This window comes from Roseomonas sp. KE0001, from assembly GCF_016107285.1.
Taxonomy (GTDB): Bacteria; Pseudomonadota; Alphaproteobacteria; order Acetobacterales; family Acetobacteraceae; genus Pseudoroseomonas.
On record NZ_RCVQ01000007.1, the window covers coordinates 98,390 to 123,033 of the forward strand.

At 72.6% G+C, this 24,644-nt stretch carries 20 protein-coding genes; 10 read left to right on the plus strand and 10 right to left on the minus strand.

Features of this window, described 5'->3' with window-relative positions; translation table 11 throughout:
- The first annotated feature begins 84 nt into the window (after positions 1-84).
- Entirely contained in the window at positions 85-1,155 is a 1,071-nt protein-coding gene (locus D9598_RS14875) for an amino acid ABC transporter substrate-binding protein (RefSeq protein WP_198367324.1), read from the plus strand.
- A gap of 103 nt (positions 1,156-1,258) precedes the next feature.
- On the plus strand, positions 1,259-1,540 hold the full coding sequence (locus D9598_RS14880) for a hypothetical protein (protein WP_198367325.1): 282 nt from the start codon (positions 1,259-1,261) through the stop codon (positions 1,538-1,540).
- A 79-nt stretch (positions 1,541-1,619) separates the two neighbouring features.
- Here D9598_RS14880 and D9598_RS14885 read toward each other — a convergent pair whose 3' ends face one another.
- Positions 1,620-2,342 carry a GntR family transcriptional regulator gene (locus D9598_RS14885; protein WP_198367326.1) on the minus strand — a complete coding sequence of 241 codons (723 nt, stop codon included), beginning with the start codon at positions 2,340-2,342 and terminating at the stop codon, positions 1,620-1,622.
- A 122-nt stretch (positions 2,343-2,464) separates the two neighbouring features.
- On the opposite strand from D9598_RS14885, the gene D9598_RS14890 reads away from it, so the two are divergent.
- Positions 2,465-3,664, plus strand: coding sequence for a CaiB/BaiF CoA-transferase family protein (locus tag D9598_RS14890; RefSeq protein ID WP_198367327.1), 1,200 nt, complete (start codon positions 2,465-2,467; stop codon positions 3,662-3,664).
- 71 nt (positions 3,665-3,735) lie between these two features.
- On the opposite strand, the gene D9598_RS14895 is transcribed toward D9598_RS14890, so the two are convergent.
- Complete coding sequence (locus D9598_RS14895) at positions 3,736-4,203, minus strand: DUF3597 domain-containing protein (RefSeq protein WP_198367328.1); 468 nt, start codon at positions 4,201-4,203, stop codon at positions 3,736-3,738.
- A gap of 235 nt (positions 4,204-4,438) precedes the next feature.
- Between D9598_RS14895 and D9598_RS14900 the strand changes: the two genes are divergently transcribed.
- From D9598_RS14900 to D9598_RS14920, 5 genes are all read left to right on the plus strand, one after another.
- Positions 4,439-5,650, plus strand: a complete 1,212-nt coding sequence (locus tag D9598_RS14900; RefSeq protein WP_198367329.1) for an NADP-dependent isocitrate dehydrogenase — start codon at positions 4,439-4,441, stop codon at positions 5,648-5,650.
- Between the two features lie 117 nt (positions 5,651-5,767).
- Positions 5,768-6,472, plus strand: coding sequence for a DUF599 domain-containing protein (locus D9598_RS14905; RefSeq protein ID WP_198367330.1), 705 nt, complete (start codon positions 5,768-5,770; stop codon positions 6,470-6,472).
- 321 nt (positions 6,473-6,793) lie between these two features.
- Positions 6,794-8,587 carry an ABC transporter ATP-binding protein gene (locus D9598_RS14910; RefSeq protein WP_370592042.1) on the plus strand — a complete coding sequence of 598 codons (1,794 nt, stop codon included), beginning with the start codon at positions 6,794-6,796 and terminating at the stop codon, positions 8,585-8,587.
- A gap of 128 nt (positions 8,588-8,715) precedes the next feature.
- On the plus strand, positions 8,716-9,834 hold the full coding sequence (locus D9598_RS14915; protein ID WP_198367331.1) for an FAD-binding oxidoreductase: 1,119 nt from the start codon (positions 8,716-8,718) through the stop codon (positions 9,832-9,834).
- Positions 9,835-9,894: 60 nt separating this feature from the next.
- Positions 9,895-10,452 carry a hypothetical protein gene (locus tag D9598_RS14920; protein WP_198367332.1) on the plus strand — a complete coding sequence of 186 codons (558 nt, stop codon included), beginning with the start codon at positions 9,895-9,897 and terminating at the stop codon, positions 10,450-10,452.
- Between the two features lie 62 nt (positions 10,453-10,514).
- Here the strand turns inward: D9598_RS14920 and D9598_RS14925 are convergent, their stop codons facing one another.
- Positions 10,515-11,402 (minus strand): LysR substrate-binding domain-containing protein, encoded by an 888-nt coding sequence (locus D9598_RS14925; RefSeq protein ID WP_370592044.1) that lies wholly within the window; start codon positions 11,400-11,402, stop codon positions 10,515-10,517.
- A gap of 184 nt (positions 11,403-11,586) precedes the next feature.
- On the opposite strand from D9598_RS14925, the gene ampC reads away from it, so the two are divergent.
- Positions 11,587-12,735: a class C beta-lactamase gene (ampC, locus tag D9598_RS14930; RefSeq protein WP_198367333.1), complete on the plus strand. Its 1,149-nt coding sequence runs from the start codon at positions 11,587-11,589 to the stop codon at positions 12,733-12,735.
- 19 nt (positions 12,736-12,754) lie between these two features.
- On the opposite strand, the gene D9598_RS14935 is transcribed toward ampC, so the two are convergent.
- Entirely contained in the window at positions 12,755-14,230 is a 1,476-nt protein-coding gene (locus D9598_RS14935; protein ID WP_198367334.1) for an ATP-binding protein, read from the minus strand.
- Between the two features lie 336 nt (positions 14,231-14,566).
- Here D9598_RS14935 and D9598_RS14940 point away from each other — a divergent pair, with 336 nt between their 5' ends.
- A complete protein-coding gene (locus D9598_RS14940) occupies positions 14,567-16,957 on the plus strand; it encodes an EAL domain-containing protein (RefSeq protein ID WP_198367335.1) in 2,391 nt (796 codons plus the stop codon).
- A gap of 31 nt (positions 16,958-16,988) precedes the next feature.
- Here D9598_RS14940 and D9598_RS14945 read toward each other — a convergent pair whose 3' ends face one another.
- From D9598_RS14945 to ftsH, 6 genes are all read right to left on the minus strand, one after another.
- Positions 16,989-18,182, minus strand: a complete 1,194-nt coding sequence (locus tag D9598_RS14945) for a phosphoserine transaminase (RefSeq protein ID WP_198367336.1) — start codon at positions 18,180-18,182, stop codon at positions 16,989-16,991.
- 59 nt (positions 18,183-18,241) lie between these two features.
- Complete coding sequence (locus tag D9598_RS14950) at positions 18,242-19,090, minus strand: PhzF family phenazine biosynthesis protein (RefSeq protein WP_198367337.1); 849 nt, start codon at positions 19,088-19,090, stop codon at positions 18,242-18,244.
- A 72-nt stretch (positions 19,091-19,162) separates the two neighbouring features.
- Positions 19,163-19,978 (minus strand): bifunctional hydroxymethylpyrimidine kinase/phosphomethylpyrimidine kinase, encoded by an 816-nt coding sequence (gene thiD / locus D9598_RS14955; RefSeq protein WP_198367338.1) that lies wholly within the window; start codon positions 19,976-19,978, stop codon positions 19,163-19,165.
- The gene (glmM, locus tag D9598_RS14960) at positions 19,978-21,381 is read right to left on the minus strand and encodes a phosphoglucosamine mutase (RefSeq protein WP_198367339.1); all 1,404 of its coding nucleotides are present in this window, start codon (positions 21,379-21,381) and stop codon (positions 19,978-19,980) included. The genes thiD and glmM overlap by 1 nt, the downstream gene beginning before the upstream one ends.
- A 134-nt stretch (positions 21,382-21,515) precedes the next feature.
- Positions 21,516-22,565, minus strand: coding sequence for a dihydropteroate synthase (gene folP / locus D9598_RS14965; protein WP_198367340.1), 1,050 nt, complete (start codon positions 22,563-22,565; stop codon positions 21,516-21,518).
- A gap of 81 nt (positions 22,566-22,646) precedes the next feature.
- Positions 22,647-24,572 carry an ATP-dependent zinc metalloprotease FtsH gene (ftsH, locus tag D9598_RS14970; RefSeq protein WP_198367341.1) on the minus strand — a complete coding sequence of 642 codons (1,926 nt, stop codon included), beginning with the start codon at positions 24,570-24,572 and terminating at the stop codon, positions 22,647-22,649.
- Positions 24,573-24,644 lie beyond the last annotated feature (72 nt).

Genomic DNA, 24,644 nt, shown 5'->3' on the forward strand with positions numbered 1-24,644 from the left:
CACGCGGCGCGCTTCTGCTCTAGCCTGCCCTCCCCCGCCGGCCCGTCCCGGCCGGCCAGGACAGCCATGAGGCGCGACCCAAGCATGACCCTCACGACCCCGACGCGGCGTCCCGCCGTCTCCCTCCGCCGCGCGCTGCGATGCGGCGCGGCCCTGCTCGCCGGCCTGCTCGGCACCGGCACGGCCCTGGCCCAGCCCGCGCCCCCCAGCGGCTCCGCCACCCTCGACGCCATCCGCGCGCGGGGCAGCGTCATCTGCGCCATGCAGAACGACAATCCGCCCTTCTCGCTGCCCGACAGCCAGGGCGTCTGGCGCGGCATGGACGTCGATTCCTGCCGCGCCCTGGCCGCCGCCGCGCTGGGCGACGCGAGCAAGGTCACCATCCGCCCGGTCACCGGACTGACGCGCTTCCCCTCCCTGCAGAGCGGCGAGGTCGATGTGCTGTTCGGCAGCACCACCTGGGTGACGACGAGGGAGAGCGCGCTCGGCCTCAGCTTCGCCGCGCCGAACTATTTCAGCGGCCAGGGCTTCGTCGTGAAGACCGCGCTGGGCGTCACCAAGGTGGCGGAGCTGGACGGGGCCAGCATCTGCGTGCCGCCGGGCTCGACCACGGAGCTGATCCTGCAGGACTATTTCCGTCGCATCGGGGCGAAGTTCACGCCGGTCATCATCGACGATCCGAACCAGATCCAGTCCGCCTTCCTCAGCGGCCGCTGCGATGCCTTCACGCGCGACGTCACCGGCCTGTCGGGCTTCCGCCACAGGCGGGAGAAGCCGGAGGAACTGCTGGTGCTGCCGGAGGTGATCTCGATGGAGCCGCTCGGCGCCTTCGTCCGCAAGGGCGACGACCGCTGGTTCGACATCGTGCGCTGGACCCAGCTGGCGCTGATCGCCGCCGAGCAGCTGGAGGTCACGGCGGAGAAGGTGGACAGCCTGGCCACGTCCTCCTCCCCGGATATCCGCCGCCTGCTCGGCACCGATGGCGAGGTCGGTCCCTCCCTCGGCCTGGACCGGCGCTGGGCCGCCCTGGCCATCAAGGCGGTCGGCAACTACGGCGAGATGTGGACCCGCAACATCGAGCCCATGGGCCTGCCGCGCGGGATGAACCGCCTCTGGAACGACGGCGGCCTGCAATACGCCCCGCCCCTGCGCTGAGCCGTGCCCGGGCGGGGGACGGCTGCCCTCATGCGGCCGGATTCCCGCCATGGCGCCGCCTTGCCCGGGGCCCAGCCTCCCCGCATCGGAGGAGGTTCCCCCCATGCGCCGCATGCTTCCCGTCCTTGCCCTCGCCGCCGGCCTGATCCTCGGCGGCTGCCAGAACCCCGACGGCTCGACCGACTGGGGCAGCACGCTGGCGCTTGGCGCCGGCGCGGGGCTGGCGACCGCGCTGATCGCGGGCTCGCTGAGCGACGATGACGACCGCCACTATCGCCGCCGCTCCCACCGCCGCGACTACGGCTACGGCTATGGGCGCGGCTCACCCTACCGGGGCGGCTATTACGGCCCGCCCCGCCGCCATGGCTACGGCCCGCGCTGGTAGCGGGTCCGGCCGTCGGCGGCGTGGCCCGGTACCCCCGTCCGGTGCCACGCCGCGCGGCATCCCTCTCCGGCGTCAGGCCTCAGGCCGGCTGCTGCCGCCGGCGCGGGGCGGTGGCCGGCGCCGCGCCGTTGTCCAGCGGCAGGGCCAGGAAGCGCTGCTTGCCGCCGCGGATATGCGCCTCGCCGGCGGCGCGGGCGGCCTGGGCGTCGCCGGCCAGCAGCCCGCGCAGGATGGCCATGTGCTCGCCGTTGGATTCGCGCATCCGCTCCGGCGCCACCAGCCCCTTGCGGCGGATCAGCGTCAGCTCCTTGCCCAGGTCGCCGTAGAACCGCACCGCGCGCTGGCTTCCGCCCATGCTCATCAGCGTATTGTGGAAGGTGATGTTGAGCGCGAAGTACTGCGCCGCGGCATCGGCCTCGGCGGCGACATCCATCTCCCGGACCAGGCGGGACAGCTCCTCCAACTCCTCCTTCGTGGCGCGGCCGGCGAGGCGTTCGCAGGCATAGCCGATCAAGGCCGCGCGGAGGTCGAAGACGTCCAGCGCCTCCTCGACGCTCAGCTGGCGCACGAAGGAACCCTGGTTCACCACGGTGACGACCAGCCCGCTGCGGTCCAGCCCGCGCACCGCCTCGCGCACCGGGCCGCGGCTGACGCCGAGGCGGGCGGCCAGGGCCTGCTCGTTGAGGCGGCTGCCCGGCGGCAGCTCGCCACTCAGGATCATGCGCTCCAGCTCGCCCGCGACCAGCGAGGCCAGGGATTGCGTGCGCACGATGTGCAGGGGGGAAGCGGAGATCTCGGCCATGCCACAGGATGCCCGGTCCGCCGCCGTCGTGTCTACTGTCAGCAGAACGGGCAGGAGTTCTGTTGACAGTTTTCATTTCCGGCGCGATCCTTCGGCGTCGCAAGGCGAGGAGAACCGACACGATGCCGTCAGCCGCCCCCAAAGCCTCGGAAGCCTTGGCGCGCTTCACCGTGCTGGACCTGACCCGGGTCCGCTCCGGTCCGACCTGCGTGCGCCAGCTGGCCGACTGGGGCGCCAATGTCATCAAGGTCGAGATGCCGGAAGGCCTCGATGCCGGCGACCCGATGGGCGGCCCCCGGCTCGGCCCCGACTTCCAGAACCTGCACCGCAACAAGCGCGCCATCACGCTGAACCTCAAGGACCCCGACGGCGTCGCCCTGTTCAAGCGGATGGTCGAGAAGGCCGATGTGGTGGTGGAGAATTTCCGCCCGGATGTGAAGCAGCGCCTCGGCATCGACTACGAGGCCCTGTCCGCCGTCAATCCCCGCATCATCCTCGCCTCGATCTCCGGCTTCGGCCAGGATGGCCCCTATGCGAAGCGGCCGGGCTTCGACCAGATCGCCCAGGGCATGGGCGGGCTGATGTCGATCACCGGCCTGCCCGGCCAGGGGCCGGTGCGCGTCGGCATCCCGATCGCCGACCTGTGCTCCGGCCTCTTCGCCGCTCAGGGCATCATGGTGGCGCTGCTGGAGCGGGAAGTCAGCGGCAAGGGCCAGTGGGTGCAGACCTCCCTGCTGGAGGCGCAGATCTTCATGCTGGACTTCCAGGCGTCGCGCTGGCTGCAGGCGCGGGAGGTGCCGAAGCAGGCCGGCAACAACCACCCGACCAGCATCCCGACCGGCGTGTTCAAGACGCGGGACGGGCACATGAACATCGCCGCCTCCGGGCAGCGTATCTGGGAGCGGCTCTGCCAGGTCCTCGGCAAGCCGGAATGGACCACCGATCCGCGCTTCTCCAACGGGCAGGCGCGCAGCGACAACCGGGACGCGCTGAACGCCGAGATCGAGGCGGTCACCCTCACGGACGACATGGCGGCCTGGGTGGAGAAGATGAACGCCGCCGGCGTGCCCTGCGGCCCGATCTACACCATCGATCAGGTCTTCGCCGACGAGCAGGTGCAGCACCTCGGCATCGCCCGCCATCTCAACGGCGGCAGCAACCAAGCGCAGGACTATGTCGGCCAGCCCTTCCGGCTGAGCCGGACGCCCAGCGAGGTCGTCAGCCACCCGCCCGCCCTGGGCGAGCACACCGACGCCGTCCTGGCGGAGATGGGCCTCTCCGCCGATGAGATCGCCGGGCTGCGGGCGCGTCAGGTGGTGTGAGACGGCCGGCGCCGGGCTTCGCATGACGTGGCCGGGGGGCACCTTGCCCCCCCGGCCGGCGACGTGGTTGCTCAGCCCTTGAGCTCTTCCGGAACCTTGCCGCCATTCTCGGCCAGCTTGGTCATGACCTGCTTGTGCAGCCAGATGTTCATGGCCGCCGAATCGCCGGTGTCGCCGCTGTAGTTGAGCTCCTTCGCCAGCTCCTTGCGGTTCTCCAGGCTGCTGTCCAGGCCGAGCAGCTTCATCAGGTCGACGATCGACTCCCGCCAGTTCAGCTTCTGCGGGTTCTTCGCCGCCATGTCGCTCAGCACGGCGGAGACATCGACCGGTTGCGCCGGCGCGGCGGCCGGTGCCGCCCCCGAGGTCGCACCAGGGGAGGTCGCACCAGGGGGGGTCGCACCAGGGGGCGTGCCCGCGGTGGCGCCCGGACTGGCTTCAGGCGCGGCGCCGGGGGCCGGCGCGGCCCCTGCCTCGGGCGTCGCCGCCTCGGCCGTCTTGTGCCCGAAAATCCTGGACATGATGGAACTGAAGACGCTCATGGCTAGGCCCCTCCTGAAGGCTTTCCTGCCGGACCGCTGCGGCCCGCATTCACCGCCCGGCTAACGCCCGGGGAGTGGCGTAAGTTTTTCCTGCCTTCCCGCTGGCCGGCCGGATGACCTGTGCCCCCGCCCTTGCCCAGCCCTGCCCTGGATGCGATTGTCCGGCCGACCCAGCCGCCGGGCGGGCCCAGCGGGCCTCCGGCTGCTACCGCAAGGCGTCCAGACGAGGATCAGCATGGCCAAGATCAAGGTGAAGAATCCCGTCGTCGAGCTCGACGGCGATGAGATGACCCGCATCATCTGGGGGTTCATCAAGGACAAGCTGATCACCCCCTATCTCGATATCGACCTGAAGTACTACGACCTCGGCATCGAGTACCGTGACCAGACGGACGACCAGGTGACGGTCGACGCCGCCAACGCCATCAAGCAGTACGGCGTCGGCGTGAAGTGCGCGACCATCACCCCGGACGAGGCCCGGGTGAAGGAGTTCGGCCTGAAGAAGATGTGGAAGTCCCCGAACGGGACCATCCGCAACATCCTCGACGGCACCATCTTCCGCGAGCCGATCATCTGCCAGAACGTGCCCCGCCTGGTGCCGCACTGGTCGAAGCCGATCGTCGTCGGCCGCCACGCCTATGGCGACATCTACCGCTCGGTCGAGATGAAGGTGCCGGGCGCCGGCAAGCTCAGCATGACCTTCACGCCCGAGGGCGGCGCGCCGCAGGAGATCGGCGACTTCGTCTTCAAGGGCCCGGGCGTGGGCATGATGATCCACAACCTCAACAAGTCGATCGAGGGCTTTGCCCGCGCCTCCTTCAATTACGGCCTGGCGCGCAACTACTCGGTCTATTTCAGCCACAAGAACACGATCCTGAAGGCCTATGACGGCACCTTCAAGGACATCTTCCGCAAGATCTACGACGAGGAGTTCAAGGCCGAGTTCGAGAAGCGCGGCATCACCTACGAGGACCGCCTGATCGACGACATGGTCGCCTCCGCGCTGAAGTGGGAAGGCGGCTATATCTGGGCCTGCAAGAACTACGACGGCGACGTCGAATCGGACATCGTGGCGCAGGGCTTCGGCTCGCTCGGCCTGATGACCTCCGTCCTGCTCTCGCCCGACGGCAACACGGTGGAGTCCGAGGCGGCGCACGGCACCGTCACGCGCCACTACCGCGAGCACCAGAAGGGCCGCGAGACCTCGACCAACCCGATCGCCTCGATCTTCGCCTGGACCCGCGGCCTCGCCTATCGCGGCAAGTTCGACGGCACGCAGGACGTGGTGGACTTCGCCAACGCGCTCGAGCAGGTCTGTGTCGAGACGGTTGAGAGCGGGCACATGACCAAGGACCTGGCGGTGCTGATCGGCAAGGGCCAGCCCTGGCTGAACACCCAGAACTTCCTGGCCAAGCTGGACGAGAACCTGAAGAAGAAGATGGGCTGAGGCGCCGGCCTCTCCCCGGACCGGGCGGGCTCCCTCCAGGAGCCCGCCTTTTTCGTGCCGGCGCGGCCATGGCGCGAATCACCGCGCAGGTCCCGGGCTTGATGCTATGCAGCGGTCATGACCCTGCCGCTCACCCCGCTCGACTGGATCGCCCTCGCCGTTTTCGTCCTCTGCTGGATGGGCTATGCCACGGTGGTGGACCGCGTGCCGGCGATCCGCGCCCGCAGCGTCATCGCCGCGATGGACGAGCACCGCCGGATCTGGATGCGCGCCGCCATCACGCGCGAGAACCGCATCAGCGACATCAGCATCATCGGCAACCTGATGTCCTCGACCTCCTTCCTGGCCAATACCAGCATCTTCATCCTGGGCGCGCTGGTGGCGATGCTGGGCACGCCGGACCTCGGCCGGCGCATCTTCAGCGCCGTGCCCTTCGCCGCCGTGCCGCCGGAGGACAGCGCCTGGGAGATCCGCGTCTTCCTCCTGATCTTCATCTTCGTCCGCGCCTTCTTCGAGCTGACCTGGGCGCTGCGGCAGTTCAACTACACCAGCATCTGCGTCGGCGGCCTGGGCGGCACGCCCGACAGCGTGCCGCAGGCGCTGGTGGCCGCGGAGGTCGCCAACCGCGCCGCGCGCCACTTCAACACCGGGCTGCGCGCCTATTACTTCGGCCTCGCCGCCCTCGCCTGGATCCTGCATCCGGCGGCGCTGATCCTGAGCAGCCTGCTGGTGCTGCGCGAGTTGCACCGCCGGGAGTTCCGCTCGGTGGTGCGCGAGGCCCTGGCGCTGCGCGATCCGCCGCCGGACAGGCACGCGGCCTGAGGCGGGACGCTCGCGCAGCCGTGTGCCGCGGCCGGCTTGCCGCCCCGCCCGCCCTTCGCATAGGTTAATCTATCGCAATCTTCCCGGCAGGAGGGCCGCCATGACAGATCCGCGTCGTCAGCAGGCGCCCCTCTCGCCGCAGCCGCGCTTCGCGGGGCCGCCCGGCCGCCGCCGCCGCTAACTCGCGCGCGGCCCGCCCGCCGGGCCCCTCCCCCGCCTGAACCCTTGTCCCTGAGACCGACGGCGCGGCCGCTTCAGCCTGCGGCCGCCTGCCGGCTTCCTCCGTGAAGGGCCGCCCGCATCGCCGGGCGATAAGACATCGTGACCGTTCAATCCCAGGGCGCGGGGCCGTTCCGCGCCGTCCTCACCTTCCTGGCGCGCCGGACGCTGCGCCATCCCGTCCTGCTGGCCGCCGTGCTGGCCGGCATGCTCCTGGCCACCCTGGCCGATGTGCTGGTGCCGCTCTATGCCGGCCGCCTCGTCGATGCCCTGGCACGGGCCGGCGACGCCGGGCGCGAGGCGGCGCTCGAGGAAGCGCTGCGCGCGCTCGGCATGCTCGCCCTGCTGGGGCTGGCGGTGCTGGGTGGCCGGACAGGCGCCATCCTCGCGATCATCGCGCTGTCGCTGCGCCTCATGTCGGCCGCCGGCGCCGAGGCCTTCCAGCGCGTGCAGCGCTTCTCCGCCGACTGGCACGCCAACAGCTTCGCCGGCTCGACCGTGCGCCGGATCAGCCGCGGCATGTGGGCGATCGACACGGTGAACGACACCATCCTGATCGCCCTGCTGCCCTCCGTCATCATGCTGCTGGGCGCGACGCTGCTGCTCGGCTGGCGCTGGCCTCTGATGGGGGCGCTGGTGGCGGCGGGCGGGCTGATCTACGTCGCGCAGACCCTGCTGCTCTCGCTGCGCTGGGTGGCGCCGGCCGCGCGCCTGTCCAACAGCTGGGACACGCGGCTCGGCGGCGCCATGGCCGATGCCATCGGCGCCAATGCGGTGGTCAAGGCCTTCGGCGCCGAGGCGCGGGAGGATGCGCGGCTCGGCGCGATGATCGGGAAATGGCGCCGCCGCACCGCCCGCACCTGGAACCGCAGCGCCGCCTCCGAGGGGGCGCAGATCGTCACCATGACGCTGCTGCGCACCGCCATCGTCGGCGCCGCGCTCTGGCTCTGGTGGCGCGGCGAGGCCAGCGCCGGCGACCTCACCACCGTGCTGACCATGTTCTTTCTGGTGCAGGGCTATCTTCGCGATGTCGGCTACCACATCAGCAACCTGCAGCGCGGCGTGAACGAGATGGAGGAGATGGTGGCGCTGCACGCCACGCCGCTCGGCATCGAGGACGGGCCAGGCGCCACGCCGATCGCCGTGACGCGGGGCGAGATCGCGTTCGAGCGCGTCACCTTCCGCTACGGCGGCCATACCACCCCGCTCTACCGCGACCTCTCGCTCCGGATCCGCGCCGGCGAGAATGTCGGGCTGGTCGGCCCCTCCGGCTCCGGCAAGACCACGCTGGTCAAGCTCATCCAGCGGCTGCACGACGTGACGGAGGGCCGCGTCGTCATCGACGGGCAGGACGTGCGGCAGGCCACCCAGGCCTCGCTGCGGCGGCAGATCGCCATCGTGCAGCAGGAGCCGGTGCTGTTCCACCGCTCCCTGGCCGAGAACATCGCCTATGCGAGGCCCGGCGCGACGCCCGAGGAGATCCGCCGCGCCGCCGCGCTGGCCAATGCCGACGACTTCATCACCCGCCTGCCGCGCGGCTACCGCACGCTGGTGGGCGAGCGTGGCGTGAAGCTCTCCGGCGGCGAGCGGCAGCGCGTGGCCCTGGCCCGCGCCTTCCTGGCCGATGCGCCGATCCTGATCCTGGACGAGGCGACCTCGGCCCTGGACTCGGAGAGCGAGGCGGCGATCCAGGAGGCGATGGGGCGGCTGCTGAGGGGTCGCACCGCCATCGTCATCGCGCACCGCCTCTCCACCGTGCGCGCCATGGACCGCATCCTGGTCTTCGACCGCGGCGCGGTGGTGGAGGAAGGGCGGCATGAGGCGCTGGTGACACGGCCGGGCGGGCTGTACCGCCGCCTCTTCGAGCGGCAGGCGCTGGAGCTGACCGGCGGCTGACGGGCGCCGCCCCGGCCGGCCCGGATCCGACGGGGAACCGCTTTCACCCGAACGGCTTCATCCGGCCGGGCTTTGCTCTAGGCTCCGCTCACAGCATCCCGGCCGGGCCGGGGAAAGGAAGCGGAAGCATGCGCATCATCGTTCTCGGCGCCGGGATCTTCGGCGCCAGCACCGCCTATCATCTGGCCGGCGCCGGCGCCGAGGTCATCATCCTCGACGAGGATCACGCGGGCCGCGCCACGGCGGCGGGGGCCGGGATCATCAACCCCTGGTCGTCCGAGCGGGAGGACGAGGCCTGGTACGCCATGGCCAATGCCAGCGCCCGCGCCTATCCGGCGCTGATCGAGGAGCTGGCCGGGTTGGGCGAGACGCAGACCAGCTACGGCCGCGTCGGCGCCATCTGCGCGCCGGCCGATCCGGCCCAGCTCGCGGCGACGGAGGCGCGCACCCGGGCCCGCGCCGCCACGGTCCCGGAGGCCGGCGCCATCACCCGCCTCTCCGCCGCCGAGGCCCGCGCCCTGTTTCCGCCGCTGCGGCCGGGCCAGCCGGCGCTGCATATCGCCGGCGCGGCGCGGGTGGATGGCCGCAGGCTGACCGAGGCGCTCCGGCGCGCGGCGGTCCGGCGCGGCGCGACCGACCGCATCGCCGGCGTCGCGGCCCTGGTCTCGGCCGGGACGCGCGTGCTCGGCGTGATGCTGAAGGACGGCAGCCGGCTCGATGCCGACGAGGTGGTGCTGGCCGCCGGGGCCTGGGCGCCGCCCCTCCTGCAGCCACTCGGCCTGCGTCTCGCCGTGGTGCCGCAGCGGGGGCAGATCGTCCATCTGCGGATGGAGGGGCAGGACACCTCGGCCTGGCCCGTGCTGCTGCCGATGAGCAGCCATTACTTGCTGGCCTTCGGCGAGGGCCGGGTGGTTGTCGGCGCCACCCGCGAGACCGGCTCCGGCTTCGACCACCGCCTCACCGCCGGCGGCATCGCCGAGGTTCTGAACAACGCCCTGTCCGTGGCGCCCGGCCTCGCCCAGGCGACCCTGCTCGAGACGCGCATCGGCTTCCGCCCCATGGGCCCCGACCTGGCGCCGCTGCTCGGCCGCCCGGCCGGCTGGGAGGGGCTGGTGATCGCCAATGGCCTCGGGCCCGGCGGCCTGACCATGGGCCCCTATGCCGGGAAGCTCGCGGCGCAGCTGGCTCTCCGCCAGGCGCCGGAGATGGACCTCGCCCCCTACGATCCGCTGCGCGGTGCCGCCTGATCCGTGGGGAAGGCCCCGCCGCGCTTTACAGCGGGGCGGCGGCGGCCTTCCCTGCGCCGCATGAGAACAGCCCTTGTCCGCGTCCTGCTCTGCCTGTCCCTGATGGCGCCCCTGCTCCCGGCCGTGGCGGCGCCCCTGCGGGATGTCGCCAGCGGCCTCGGCGTGGCGCCACCGCCGGGCTACACCGCCGAGCCGATCCCCGCCCAGGGCGACCAGACGGCGCGCTTCGCCCTGCGCCGGCCGACCGACCGGGACACCGGATGCCAGGTCGCCTATGTTCCGGCGCCGCAGAACGCCGCGATGAGCCAGGAGCAGCTCAACCGGCTGATGGCCACGCCGCGCTGGCAGGAGCTGGTCCTGGCCACCCTGGCGCCGCGCTACACGCCGCTGCGGAGCGCGCCCTACGCCCATGCCGGCATCGGCGGCCTCAGCCTGGTCGCGGACTTCCGCCCCGGCCAGGGCCTGCCGGACCGCGCCGGGGCGGTTCGCAGCCTCTTCGTCATCCAGGAGACGCCGAAGGGCCGCACCACCCTGGTCTGCCTCGGCGAGAAGGCGGAGTTCGCCGCGCGGGAGGCGGAGTTCCTGGCGGTGGCGCGCGGGATCACCCCGCCCCGCTAGGGGGCGGCCCCTGATCGCCGGGTCCGGCCGGCGGCAGGCCGCGGGGCTCCCCGCGCGGACGCTCAGCCCCCCGCGCCTTGGGCGGGGTCCCGGCAGGCGTCGAGCAGCCAGTCGCGGAAGGCGGCCATCGCCACCGTCTCGGCGCGGGAATGCAGCCGCGTCAGCCAGTAGGCGCCGAGGGCGATCTCGGTGCCGAAGGGCCGCGCCAGCCGGCCGTCGCGCAGGGCCCGACCGAACATCCGCGCCGGCAGCAGGGCGACGCCGGCGCCCTGGCCCGCGGCCTCCGCCATGGTCAGCGAGGAATCGAAGACGAAGCCGCGCACCGGGGGCGGCGCCAGCCCCGCCGCCGCGCACCAGCGCGGCCATTCATCGAGCCGGTAGGAGCGCAGCAGCACCTCGCGCCGCAGGTCGGCCGGCTGGCGCAGCCGCGCGGCGATCTCCGGCGCGCAGAGCGGCGTCAGCGGCGCCGCGAACAGCGCCAGCGCCGACGTCCCGTGCCAGGCGCCGTCGCCGAAGCGGATGGCGAGGTCGAGCCCCTCGCCCGCCAGGTCCACCCGGTTGTTGTTGGTCATCAGCCGCAGGTCGATGAAGGGATGCGCCGCGCGGAACGCCGGCAGGCGCGGCAGCAGCCAGCCGGTGACGAAGGTGCCGACCGCGCCCAGTGTCAGCACCTCGCGCATCCGCCCGCCCTCGAACCGGTCGAGCGTCGCACCGATGCGGCGGAAGGCATCGGTCAGCACCGGCAGCAGCGCCTCCGCCTCCTCGGTCAGGGCCAGGCCGCGCGGCAGCCGGCGGAACAGCGGCACCCCCAGGATATCCTCCAGCGAGCGGACCTGCTGGCTGATCGCCGCCTGGGTGACACGCAGTTCCAGCCCGGCGCGGGTGAAGCTGAGATGCCGTGCCGCGGCCTCGAAGGCGCGCAGCGCGTTCAGGGGAAGATGGGACGCCACGGGCCGGATCCATAAGTTTTGCTTGGGCTTGCCCCGGGAATTGCCCGTTTGTCCAGCCCAGGCCGCGCCGGCAGTCTCCGCCGCCTGACGACAACGGGAGACGCGCGATGCGCGGAAGGCGGGACTGGATGGCGATGGCCCTGATGCTGCCCGGGGCGGCGACGGCCGAATGAGGCGCGCACCCTTGGGCCGGCGGGGCCTGCTCGCCACCGCCATCGCGACGGCAGCCGCCGGGCCGGCGCCGGCGCGACCGTCCGGCTGGGCCGAGGCCCTGGAGCGGCATCTGCGCCCGCTCCTCGCCCGGCATGGTGTGCCCGGCATGGCCGTCGGCCTGCTCGCCGGGGGGCGGCGTCACGTCTTCACCTTCGGCCGCGCGGCGCCGGGCGACGGGCCGCCGGTGACGGCGAGGACGCTGTTCGAGATCGGCTCGGTCAGCAAGGTGTTCACGGCCACCCTGGCCGCCTGGGCCGAGGCGCGCGGGCGGCTCGACCTCGGGGCGCATCCGGGTCGCTACGCGCCAGCGCTGCGCGGCCGGCCCATCGACGCCGCCACGCTGCGCCAGCTCGGCACCTACACCGCCGGCGGCCTGCCCCTCCAGTTCCCCGACGATGTCACGAGCGATGCGGAGGCGCTGCGCTACCTGGCGGCATGGCGCCCCTCCGCCCCGCCCGGCACGCGCCGGCGCTACTCCAACCCCAGCATCGGGCTGCTCGGGCACCTCGCCGGCCAGGCCCTGGGTTCGGACTATACGGCGGCGGCGGAGGGGGCGCTGTTCCCGGCCCTCGGCCTAACCGGCTGCCATATCCGCGTGCCCGCCGCCGCCGCCGGCGATCAGGCCTGGGGGCTGGACGCGCAGGGCCGCCCCGCGCGTGCCTCGCCGGGGGCCTTCGACGCGGCGGCCTATGGCGTGAAGGCCTCGGCCGACAGCCTGCTGGACTTCCTCGCCGTGCAGCTGGAGCCGGAAGCCCTGGAAGCGGATCTGCGCCAGGCCATCGCCACCACCCGCACCGGCCTGTTCCGCGTCGGCCCCATGGTGCAGGGCCTGGGATGGGAGCAGTATCCCTGGCCCGTCCCGCTCGCGGCGCTGCTCGACGGCAATTCCGCCGCCATGGCCCTGGAGGAGCAGCCGGCGCATCCCCTGCCCGGCCGTGGCCCCGCCGCGCCGGAGACGCTGTTCAACAAGACCGGCTCGACCAGGGGCTTCGGCGCCTATCTGGCCTTCGTGCCGGCCCGGCGGATCGGCATCGCCCTGCTGGCCAACCGCAACTGGCCCATCCCGGACCGCATCCGGGCGGCGCACGCCGTGCTGGCGGAGATGGCGGCCGGCGGCTGAGCCCGGCGCGCGGGATTTCTCACGCCGCCGCCTCTCCCGGCGCCGTCTCCCACCCCAGCCCCACCAGCGCGACGATGCGCCGCCCGGCCGCATCCGGGCGCTGCACGATCGCCCCCTGCTCCTCCAGCCAGCTCAGCAGCCGCCGCGCCCGCCCGGCCGAACGCGTGCCATAGGCCTCCGCGATGGTCGCGTCCGACGGGCAGGGCAGCCGGTCGAGCGCCGCGCGGGCCAGCAGCAGGAACACCCCCTGGGTGTCCTCCGGCAGGGCGGCGGCGCGGGATTCCACCGCCTGCCACGCCTCCCCCTCGGCGGCCTCGGCGCTGATGCCGGCGCGGGCCACGGAGAGCATGCGACGGAAGGCCGGGATCTCCGGCGGCTTGCCGGGGATGGCGTGGATGCGGAGCCGCACCAGGAAATCCTGGTACAGCACCGAGCCGTTGCGGAAGGCGGCCTCGGGCTCGGCCAGGATCTGCCGCAGGATCTCGTCCATCCGCCGCCGCCGCTCGGCCTGTTCCTCGGCGGTCATCGCCGGTTCTGCGCGGGGTGTCGCCACCGCCGGGCGGGCCTGGGCCAGCTGTGCCAGGATGTCGGGCGGCGGCGACGGAGCCCGCCGCACCGGGCGCGGCACGGGGTCCGGTTCCGCGGTCGCGGCCAGGACCAGTTCCCGCGCCGCCTCCGGCGCGGTCTGCGGCAGGGGGATCAGACCCGGATTGGTGCCACGCGACTCGGTCTCCACCGCGCCGATGGTGACCGGCAGCGGCCGGCGCGACAGGGCGGGGCCGAGCGCCACGAAGCTGCCGCGCGGCAGGTCGCGGAACATCTCCGCCTGCCGCCGCTCCATCCCCAGCAGATCGGCGGCGCGGGCCATGTCGATGTCGAGGAAGGTGCGCCCCATCAGGAAGTTCGAGGCCTCGGCGGCGACGTTCTTGGCCAGCTTGGCCAGGCGCTGGGTGGCGATGACGCCGGCCAGCCCGCGCTTGCGCCCGCGCGACATCAGATTGGCCATGGCGCCCAGCGAGGCGCGGCGGGCCTCGTCCGACACCTCGCCGGCGGCGGCGGGGGCGAAGAGCTGCGCCTCATCCACCACCACCAGCATGGGCGACCAGTGGTCGCGGTCGGCGTCGAACAGCCCGCCCAGGAAGGCGGCGGCGTGGCGCATCTGCCCGTCCGCGTCCAGCCCCTCGAGGTTGAGCACGACGGAGACGCGGTGGGCGCGCACCCGGTCGGCGGCGCGCTGCAGGGCCGCCTCGTTGTGCTCGGCGGCGTCGATGACCAGATGGCCGAAGCGATCGGCGAGCGTGACGAAATCGCCCTCCGGGTCGATCACCGCCTGCTGCACCCAGGGGGCGGACTGCTCCATCAGCCGGCGCAGCAGGTGCGACTTGCCGGAGCCGGAATTGCCCTGCACCAGCAGGCGGGTGGCCAGCAGCTCCTCGAGGTCGAGGAGCGCGGGCTGCCCGCCGGTCGTCCGGCCCATCTCGATGCCGACTGTCATGAAGTCCTCCGCGGTGACGGGGCGGAGCTATAGCGCCCGATCGCCGCGGCGGGTATCGCCGGAGGGAGACACGGCCTCGGCATATCGGCATGGCCGGCCACGACCCGGCGCGGGCATGAGCCCTCCAGCGCCGCCTCCGCCACGATCTTATCGATGCCGAAAGCCCTTGCTGTGTAGTCTGACACTACAACATGGGGTTGTACTGCCTGCCCATCCCGCAATGATTTCCCTGTTTTTCTCCGTCATCCCTCCATGCCGGCCCAGCAGGCTCCTGCACGGAGGGATGGTTCCGGACAGGGGAGAGCGTCTTGAGGCGGCATCGATAAGGAGGCTTGCTTGTACGACGCCTGGACATGCCTGCGCGAGCATGATGCCGGCACCCTGGGGGTCGCTGTCGCCATCTGCCTGCTGACCAGCCTCGCCGCCAGTTTGAAGGTCGGCGTCGTCGAGACGCCGCAGAGCCGGATCGAGCGCCTCCTCATCACCCTGATCGCGCTTCCGCTGGGGTCGGGCGTCTGGGCGACCCATTTCGTCGCCATGCTCGCCTATGACACGCGGAACGTGTTCTCCTATGCACCGCTGGCCACCGCCGTCTCCGGCGCCATCATCATCCTCGGCACCGGGATCGCCCTGAACGCCCAGTTTCTGGCGCCGCGGCGGATCTGGCGACCGCTGTCGGGCGTGATCTTCGGCCTGTCCGTCGGCGTCATGCACTTCTACGGTATCCAGGCCGTGATCTTTCCCGGCGTGGTGGCCATCGACACCACCGGCGCGGCCGTGGCGGTCCTGGCCGGCGCGGGCTTCAGCGCGCTCGCCTTCACCCCGCCGGAAGGCCTCTGGCGCGGCCGGATCTGGACCGCCGGCTTTCTGGTCCTCGGCATCATCAGCCTGCACATGGGCAGCATGACCGCCACCGAATTCGTGCCGCTCGGGATTCCCACCCCCGCGGACTGGGCCCTGCGGCAGGGCGAGATCCGCCTCGCCGCCGGCTTTATGGCGATGCTGCTGCTCTCGGTTCCCGGCATCATCTGGCTGCGCAGCCGGCTTGCCCTGCAACATGCCGCGCTGCGCCTGCACGGCCTCGCCGAGGCCGCCTTCGACGGGCTGGCGATCTGCAACGACAGGCTCGTCATCCGCCACGGCAACCACAACCTCGCCGCCCTGCTGGGCGCCGATCCCACGGGAACGTCCCTGGCCGAGCTGCTGTCCCTGCCCCAGCCCCGCATGGAGGAGGTGCTGAAGGAAGGGCAGCGGAGCCCGGTGCTGGTCGGCCTGCGCGGCCCGGAGGGGCCGGTGCCGGTCGAGCTGCGCGCCCGCCGCATCGAACTGGCCCGGCAGCAGAGCGGCTTCGCCGTGGCGCTGCGGGACATGCGGGAGCGGATCGCGGCCGAGGCCAGGATGTACAGCCTGGCCCACCAGGATTCCCTGACCGGTCTGCACAACCGGCACAGCCTGCAGACGCGCCTGGCCCGCGCCGTTCTCCGCGCCCGCTCGGGCCAGAGCGGCCTCGCCGTGTTCTGCATGGACCTGGACCATTTCAAGGACGTCAACGACGAGCATGGCCATACCGCGGGCGACCTCCTGCTCCGCGCCGTCGCCAAGCGCTGCCTGGACGAGATCCGCCAGGGTGATGTCCTGGCGCGGCCCGGGGGCGACGAGTTCGTGCTCGTGGTCGAGGGCGAGGTCTCGCCCGGCATGGTCGAGGAACTGGCGAACCGGCTGCTCCGGCGGATGGCCGAGCCCTTCCAGCTCCGGGAGGATCTTCGCCTCCGTATCGGCGCCTCGATCGGCGCCGTCCTTTTCCCCACGCCCGGCCTGAGCGGCCTCCATCTCCTGGCCAAGGCCGATGTGGCGCTCTACGAGGCCAAGCGCCTCGGCCGCAACCGCCACGCCATCTACACCACCGAGATGGACCGGGAGCGGCACGACCAGAAGGCCCTGCAGGCCGACCTGACGATGGCCCTGCAGCGCGGCGAGATCAGCCTCGCCTACCAGCCGCAGGTCGAGGCCGCGAGCGGCGCCGTGATCGGCTTCGAGGCGCTGGTGCGCTGGCGCCATCCCGTCCGCGGTCCGATCCCGCCCGATATCTTCATCCCCATGGCGGAGGCCAGCGGCTTCATCCGCAGCCTGGGCGCCTGGGTGCGCGAGACGGCCTGCCGCGAGGCGGCGGGCTGGGAGCGGCCGCTGCGGATCGCGGTCAACGTCTCCGTCGCCGAGCTGCGCAAGGCCGAATTCGCCCCCTCCGTCCTGCTGCTGCTGGAACAGACGGGCCTGGCGCCGTCGCGGCTGGAGATCGAGGTGACGGAGACGATGCTGATCTCCGGCGATACGCAGGTCCTGGCCAATCTGGAGCGGCTGCGCCGCTGCGGCGTGCATGTCGCCATGGACGATTTCGGCATCGGCTACTCCTCGCTGAGCGCCCTGCGCGCTTTTCCCTATTCCCGCATCAAGCTCGACCGGGGCTTCATCCAGGATCTGGAGAACCGGCAGAGCCTGGCGATCATCCGCGCCGTGATACGGCTCGGCCAGGAGCTTGGCATGCCGGTGATCGCCGAGGGCGTCGAGACGGAAGCCCAGCGCGCTCTGCTCGCCGCGGAGGGCGGCGACGAGTTCCAGGGCTACCTGTTCGGCCGACCGCTGCCGATCGAGGCCTATCGCGAGGCCACGCGGATGCCCACGGCGGGGCGGCAGGACATCCTGGCCCTCTCAGCCTCGGCGGGCGGCTGAGCCAGCCCTCCAGGCCTCGGCGATGGCTGCCTCAGGCGCCGAACTGCGCCTCCACCTCGGCCAGCGCCCAGTCGATCCAGGGGAACAGGGCGCGGAGATCCTCGGTCTCCACCGTCGCGCCACCCCAGAGCCGCAGACCGGGCGGCGCGTCGCGATAGGGCGCGGCATCCAGCGCCACCCCTTCCCGCTCCAGCGTCGTGGCCAGAACCCGGCTGGCGGCGGCCTGGCCATCGGCGGTCAGGGCCGTGAACCAGGGCGCGACGATGCGCAGGCAGATCGAGGTGCAGGAGCGCGTCTCCGGCCGCTCGGCGAGGAAGGCCATGCGCCGCGAGCCCTCCGGCTGGCTCTCCACCCAGGCCGTCACCGCCGCCAGATTGGCCTCGGACCGGGCGATGAGGGCCGGCAGCCCGCCGATCGATTCCGCCCAGCGCAGCCCGTCCAGCGCATCCTCGACGCAGAGCATGGAGGGCGTGTTGATGGTGTCGCCCTGGAAGATTCCCTCGATCAGCCTGCCCCCCCGCGTCAGGCGGAAGATCTTCGGCAGTGGCCAGGCGGGCGTGTGGCCTTCCAGCCGGGCCACGGCGTGCGGAGAGAGCGCCAGCATGCCATGCGCCGCCTCGCCGCCCAGCGCCTTCTGCCAGGACCAGGTGACGACATCGAGCCGGTCCCAGGGCAGGTCCATGGCGAAGGCGGCCGAGGTGGCGTCGCAGATGGCGAGGCCCCGGCGGTCCGGCGCGATCCAGCCGGCATCCGGCAGCCGCACGCCGCTGGTGGTGCCGTTCCAGACGAAGACCAGGTCGCGCTCCGGCGAGACATCGGACAGGTCGGGCAGGCTTCCATAGGGCGCCTGCCGCAGCCGCACGTCCTCGAGGCGGAGCTGGCGGGTGATGTCGTTGGCCCATTCGCCGGAGAAGCTCTCCCAGGCCAGCACATCCACCCCGCGCGGGCCGAGCATCGACCAGAGCGCCATCTCCACCGCACCGGTGTCGGAGGCCGGGACGATGCCGAGCCGCCAGTCCTCCGGCATGCCCAGCACCGCCCTGGAGCGGGCGATCACCTCGGCCAGGCGCGCCCGGGGCTCCGTGGCGCGGTGGCTGCGGCCGAGCAGCGCGCCCTCGAGCGCGGCCAGCGACCAGCCGGGCCGCTTGGCGCAGGGGCCGGAGGAGAAGGCCGGGTTGGCCGGGCGCCGCGCGGGGCGCGGATTGGCCGGGTTGTCCTGTGCCATGGCGGTGGGGTCCTCGGATCGCGGATGGGGGGGCGGTTTGCGCCGCCTGTGGCCCGGGATCAAGCGGCGGGCAGCAGCACCTCGCCGCGGGCATAGAGCACGGCGTCGCCGCCCATCCGCACGCGGTCGCCGCGCCGCTCGCACCAGAGCGTGCCGCCGCGCGCGCTGGCCTGATGGCAGACCATGCTCTCGCGCCCCAGGCGGTCCGCCCAGTAGGGCACGAGCTGGACATGCGCGGCGCCGGTCACCGGGTCCTCGTCGATGCCCACGCGGGCGGCGAAGTAGCGGGAGACCACGTCGTGCCGGCCGTCATCTCCCGGCGCGGTGACGACGACGCGCGCTGCCTGGCCGCCCGCCGCGCTGTCGGGCAGGCTGGCGATGCGCCGGTGGTCGGGCTGCAGCGCGCGCACCGTCTCGGCGCTGTCGAAGACGCAGATCCAGTCCCGCGCCTTCCAGACCTCGCGCGGCACGGCGCCCAGCGCGGCGGCGAGGCCGGGCGGACCGCCATGGGCGCGGCGCGGCGGATTGGCCGGGAAGTCGAGGATGAAGCGTTCCTCCGCCTGGTCCACGCGCAGCTCGCCCGAGGCGGTGCGGAACCGGAGCGTGCCGGCCTCGCCGAACTCCCGCGCCAGCACGCAGGCGGTCGCCAGGGTGGCATGGCCGCAGAGCGGCACCTCCATGCGCGGCGTGAACCAGCGCAGGTGCCACCGGCCGGGGCCGTCGGGCACCAGGAAGGCGGTCTCGCTGAGGTTGTGCTCGGCCGCCATGGATTGCATCAGCGCCTCCGGCAGCCAGGCTCGCAGCGGGATCACGGCCGCCGGATTGCCCCGGAAGGCATGACTGGTGAAGGCATCGACCTGGAAGAAGGGAACCCGGCTGGGCAGGGCGTCGGTCGGCGGCGGGGTCATGGCGGCTCTCTGCACGGCTGCGTCACGCCCGAGCTTGCCCGGGAAGGCGGGGGCCACGGCACCCCCGCCCGCTCATGCCAGGGTTGCGAGCCGCGCCGGATCGAGCGTCACGGCGTGATCGAGCGGCCCATGCCCGCGGCCGAAGCCCGGAGCGGCCAGCAGCGCGGCGCGGACATAGGCGCGGGCGCGGACCACCGCGTCACGCAGGGAGAGGCCCTGGGCGAGGCCGGCGGCCAGGGCCGAGGCCAGGGTGCAGCCGGTGCCGTGGGTGTTGCGGCTGTCGATGCGCGCGCTCTCGAAGCGCTCGATGCCCTCGGATGTGGCCAGGATATCGACCAGCCGCTCGCCTGGCAGGTGGCCACCCTTCAGCAGCACGGCCGGCACGCCAAGCTCCAGGATGCGCCGCGCCGCCGCCGGCATGTCCTCGATGCCGGCGATGGGCCGCCCGCCCATGATCTCCGCCTCGGGCAGGTTCGGCGTGACGACGCTGGCGAGGGGCAGCAGGCGCCGCTTCAGCGTCGCCACCGCCTCCGGCGCCAGCAGGGCGTGGCCCCCCTTGGCCACCATCACCGGATCGGCCACCAGCGGAATGCGGGCGGGATGCGCCGCCAGCGCGTCGCAGGCGGCCTCGATGGTCGGGCTGTCGGCCAGCATCCCGGTCTTGAGGGCGTCGGCGCCGATGTCCTCCAGCGTCAGGCGGATCTGCTGGCGGATGAAGTCCGGCGGGACCGGATGCACGCCATGCACGCCCAGCGTGTCCTGCGCCGTCAGCGCCGTGATCGCCGTGGCGGCATAGGCGCCGAGCGCGGTGCAGGCCTTGATATCGGCCTGGATGCCGGCACCACCACCGGAATCGGAGCCGGCGATGATCAGGACGCGGCCGCGCATCAGGCCCCCCCCGCCACGGCTTCCGCGCGCGCGGACTTGCGCGGGCCGGCGGCGGCCCGGGCGCGAATCAGCGCCGCCAGCCCCTCCACCGTCTCCTCGACCAGCGCCTCCTCCTCCGCCTCGGCCATGACGCGGATCATCGGCTCCGTGCCGCTGGCGCGGATCAGCACCCGGCCCCGTGCGCCGAGGCGGGCCTCGGCCGCCGCGATGGCCTCGGCCACGGCGGGATCGGCGAGCGGGGTCGGCCCGGCGAAGCGGACGTTCACCAGGCGCTGCGGCAGGGGCGTGAAGCGGCGGCAGACCTCGCTCGCCGGCCGCTTCTCCTCCGCCAGCACGGCCAGCACCTGCAGCGCCGCCACCAGCCCGTCCCCGGTGGTGCCGAAATCCGACATGATCATGTGGCCGGACTGCTCGCCGCCCAGGTTGCAGCCGGTCTCGCGCATCCGCTCCGAGACATAGCGATCCCCCACGCGGGTGCGGTCGAGCCGCAGGCCGAGGCCGGCCAGGTAACGCTCCAGCCCCAGGTTCGACATGACCGTGGCCACCACCGCGTCGCCGCGCAGCCGGCCCTGCGCCGTCCAGGAGCGCGCGATCACCGCCAGGATCTGGTCGCCGTCGATCACCTGCCCCTGCTCATCGGCCAGCACCAGCCGGTCGGCATCGCCATCCAGGGCGATGCCGAGATCCGCGCGGCGCTCACGCACCAGCTCGGCCATGCGGCCCGGCGCCGTCGAGCCGCAGTCGCGGTTGATGTTGAAGCCATCCGGCGCCACGCCGAGCGGCACCACCTCGGCGCCGAGCTCCCACAGCACGGTCGGCGCGACCTTGTAGGCCGCGCCATGCGCGCAATCGACGACGATGCGCATCCCGGCCAGGCTGTGGCCCTTCGGGAAGCTGGCCTTCACGGCCTCGATATAGCGGCCGGGCGCGTCCTCCAGGCGGCTGGCGCGGCCGAGACGCGACGGGGAGACCAGCTGGGCGCTGAGATCGCCGGCCATCAGCGCCTCGATCTCGGCCTCCTCGCGGTCCGACAGCTTCAGCCCGTCCGGCCCGAAGAGCTTGATGCCATTGTCCTCGAAGGGGTTGTGGCTGGCCGAGATCATGACGCCGAGATCGGCGCGCAGGCTGCGGGCAAGCATGGCGATGGCCGGCGTCGGCAGCGGCCCGACCAGCACCACATCCATGCCGGCGCCCACGAAGCCGGCGGTGAGCGCCGGCTCCAGCATATAGCCGGAGAGCCGGGTGTCCTTGCCGACGACCACCCGGTGCCGGTGCGCCCCGCGATTGAAGAAGCGGCCGGCCGCCTGACCCAGGCGCAGCGCCGTCCCCGCATCCATCGGCGCGCGATTGGCCACGCCGCGAATGCCGTCCGTGCCGAAAAGGCGGCGCTGGGTCTCCGTCATGCCTGGGCTCCCTCCCCGTCCGCGGGCGCCCTGTCGCCGCTCGCTCCCGGCCTGTCATACAGGCAGGCCGGCGGGCGACCAAGCGGCGCGATGCGCCGCCGCCAGCCCTTCAGGCACCCCCCCAGGCAGCCCTCTCAGTCCAGCGCGGCCGAGCGTCCCTCGGCGCAGGCCCGCCACATGCGCAAGGCCTGCGCCGTCTCCGCCACATCGTGCACGCGCAGGATCGTGGCCCCGGCCGCGGCGGCGGCCAGCGCGACCGCCAGGCTCCCCGCCTGCCGGCCGGCCGGCGTGGCGACGCCGGTCACGCTGCCGACGAAGCGCTTGCGCGACGCGCCGACGAGGATCCGGCAGCCGATGCCGGCGAGCAGCGGCAGGCGCTCCATCAGGGCCAGGTTCTGCGCCGCCGTCTTGCCGAAGCCCAGCCCCGGATCGATGGCGATGCGCCCGCGCGGAATGCCCAGCGCCTCGGCCGTCTCGACACGCTGGCGCAGGAAGCGCGCCACCTCCAGCACCACATCGGCATAGCCGGTGGCCTCCTGCATGCGGCGGGGGTCGAGCACGGGCATGTGCATCAGCACCACCGGCGCCCGCGCCTCCTGCACCAGCCGCACCGAGGCCGCGTCCTGCCGCAGGGCGGTGATGTCGTTGACGATCTCGGCCCCCTCCTCCAGCGCCATGCGCATGGTGGCGGCGTGGCGGGTGTCGACGCTGACCACCGCCGCCTTGGCCAGCTCGCGCAGGATCGGGCGGATGCGGGCGATCTCCTCCTCCGGCGTCACCGGCGGCGCGCCGGGGCGGGTGCTCTCGCCGCCGATGTCGAGGATATCGGCCCCGGCCTCCAGCATGGCATGGCCGGCGGCGATGGCGGCGGCGGGGTCCAGGTGCTGGCCGCCATTGGAGAAGCTGTCCGGCGTGGCGTTCAGGATGCCCATGACGAGGGGTCGGTCGTCCGGAAGGCCGGCGAAGGCCTGGGGGCGGCGAATCAGGGGCGGCAGCAGCGCCTCCCAGCCCGGCGGCAGGCCGCGGGCGGAATGGATGCCGAGGTCCCGCCGGTCCTCGATCAGGCGGACAAGGGCGAAGGCCGCCGGGCCGCCCGCCAGCGGCAGGGCATGACCATCCCGCACCGCCTGGAGCGCGGCGGCGCCCTGCAACAGGCCCAGCGGCTCGATCCAGCGCTCGGCCATCCCGGCCATCTCCCCGAATGAAAAAAGGACCCCAGAGGGGGTCCTTCTTAACGCAGGCCGGCCGTGGAGGCGACGGGCGGCTCAGGTGCCCGGCTGCGGCGCCGGGCTCAGGCCGGGACCGCCGCCGGGGCGCGGCCGGCCGGAACTCGGCACGCTGCCCCGCCCGGCCGGGGTGGGCTCGTCGGGGCGGTTGCGCACCACCGGCTCGCCGCGGATCACCAGCCGGATCTCATCGCCCGAGAGGGTCTCGTGCTCCAGCAGCCCCTTGGCCAGGGCGTGCAGCTCCTCGATATGGGTCTGCAGCGTGTGCTTGGCGCGGGCGTAGCTGTCGTCGATGATGCTGCGGATCTCGGCGTCGATCTCGCGCGCCGTGGCCTCCGAGACGTTCTTCGACTGGGTCACGGAATGGCCGAGGAAGACCTCCTGGTCGTTCGACCCATAGGCGATCATGCCGAGCTTCTCGCTCATGCCCCATTCGGTGACCATGCGGCGGGCCTGGTCGGTGGCCATCTTGATGTCGCCCGAGGCGCCGTTGGACACCTTGTCGGAGCCGAAGATCAGCTCCTCGGCGACACGGCCGCCCATGGCCATGGCGAGCTCCGCCTTCAGCTTGCTCTTGTGCTTGCTGTAGCGGTCGCCGGCCGGCAGGGACATGACGAGGCCGAGCGCCCGCCCGCGCGGGATGATGGTGGCCTTGTGCACCGGATCGCATTCCGGCTCATGCAGGGCGACGAGGGCATGACCGGCCTCGTGATAGGCGGTCATCTTCTTCTCGTCGTCCGACATCACCAGGCTGCGGCGCTCGGCGCCCATCAGCACCTTGTCCTTGGCCATCTCGAACTCGTGCATGCCGACGGTGCGGCGGCCGCCGCGGGCGGCCAGCAGGGCCGCCTCGTTCACCAGATTGGCGAGATCGGCGCCCGAGAAGCCCGGCGTGCCGCGCGCGATGGTCTTCGGATCGACGTCGGAGGCCAGCGGCACCTTGCGCATGTGCACGCGCAGGATCTTCTCGCGGCCCTGCACGTCCGGGTTCGGCACCACCACCTGGCGGTCGAAGCGGCCGGGGCGCAGCAGGGCGGGGTCGAGCACGTCGGGGCGGTTGGTGGCGGCGATGAGGATGACGCCCTCATTCGCCTCGAAGCCGTCCATCTCGACGAGCATCTGGTTCAGCGTCTGCTCGCGCTCGTCATTGCCGCCGCCGAGGCCGGCGCCGCGATGGCGGCCCACCGCGTCGATCTCGTCGATGAAGATGATGCAGGGCGCGTTCTTCTTGCCCTGCTCGAACATGTCGCGCACGCGGCTGGCGCCGACGCCCACGAACATCTCGACGAAGTCGGAGCCCGAGATGGTGAAGAACGGCACATTGGCCTCGCCGGCGATGGCGCGGGCCAGCAGCGTCTTGCCGGTACCCGGGGGGCCGACCAGCAGCACGCCCTTGGGGATCTTGCCGCCGAGGCGCTGGAACTTCTGCGGGTCGCGCAGGAAGTCCACGATCTCCTCCAGCTCGCCCTTGGCCTCGTCGATGCCGGCCACGTCCTCGAAGGTGACGCGGCCCTGCTTCTCGGTCAGCAGCCGGGCGCGGGACTTGCCGAAGCCCATGGCCCGGCCGCCGCCGCCCTGCATCTGGCGCATGAAGAAGATCCAGACGCCGATCAGCAGCAGCATCGGGAACCAGGAGAGCAGGTAGTGGAAGAGCGGGTTGACGTCGCTCTCCTCCGGCCGCGCCACGACCCGCACGCCCTTGTCGGTCAGCCGGCTGACCAGGCTCGGATCCTCGGGCGTGTAGGTGGAGAAGTTGCGGCCATCCGCGAGCTGCCCCGTCAGGGTGCGGCCCTGGATGGTGACATCGCGGACGCGCCCGCCATTCACCTCATTCAGGAAGTCGCTGTAGGCGACCTGCTGGCCCGTCTGGCGGTTCGAGGACGAAGGCTGAAACAGATTGAACAGCGCCACCAGAAGCAGCGCCACAATCACCCAAAGCGCCAGATTGCGGCCGAAATTGTTCACCGTGCGGTTCCCATCCGTGTGCCGGCCAGCCTGCACATGCCGGCCCAGCGCCTGCGTAAGATAGGGCGCCCG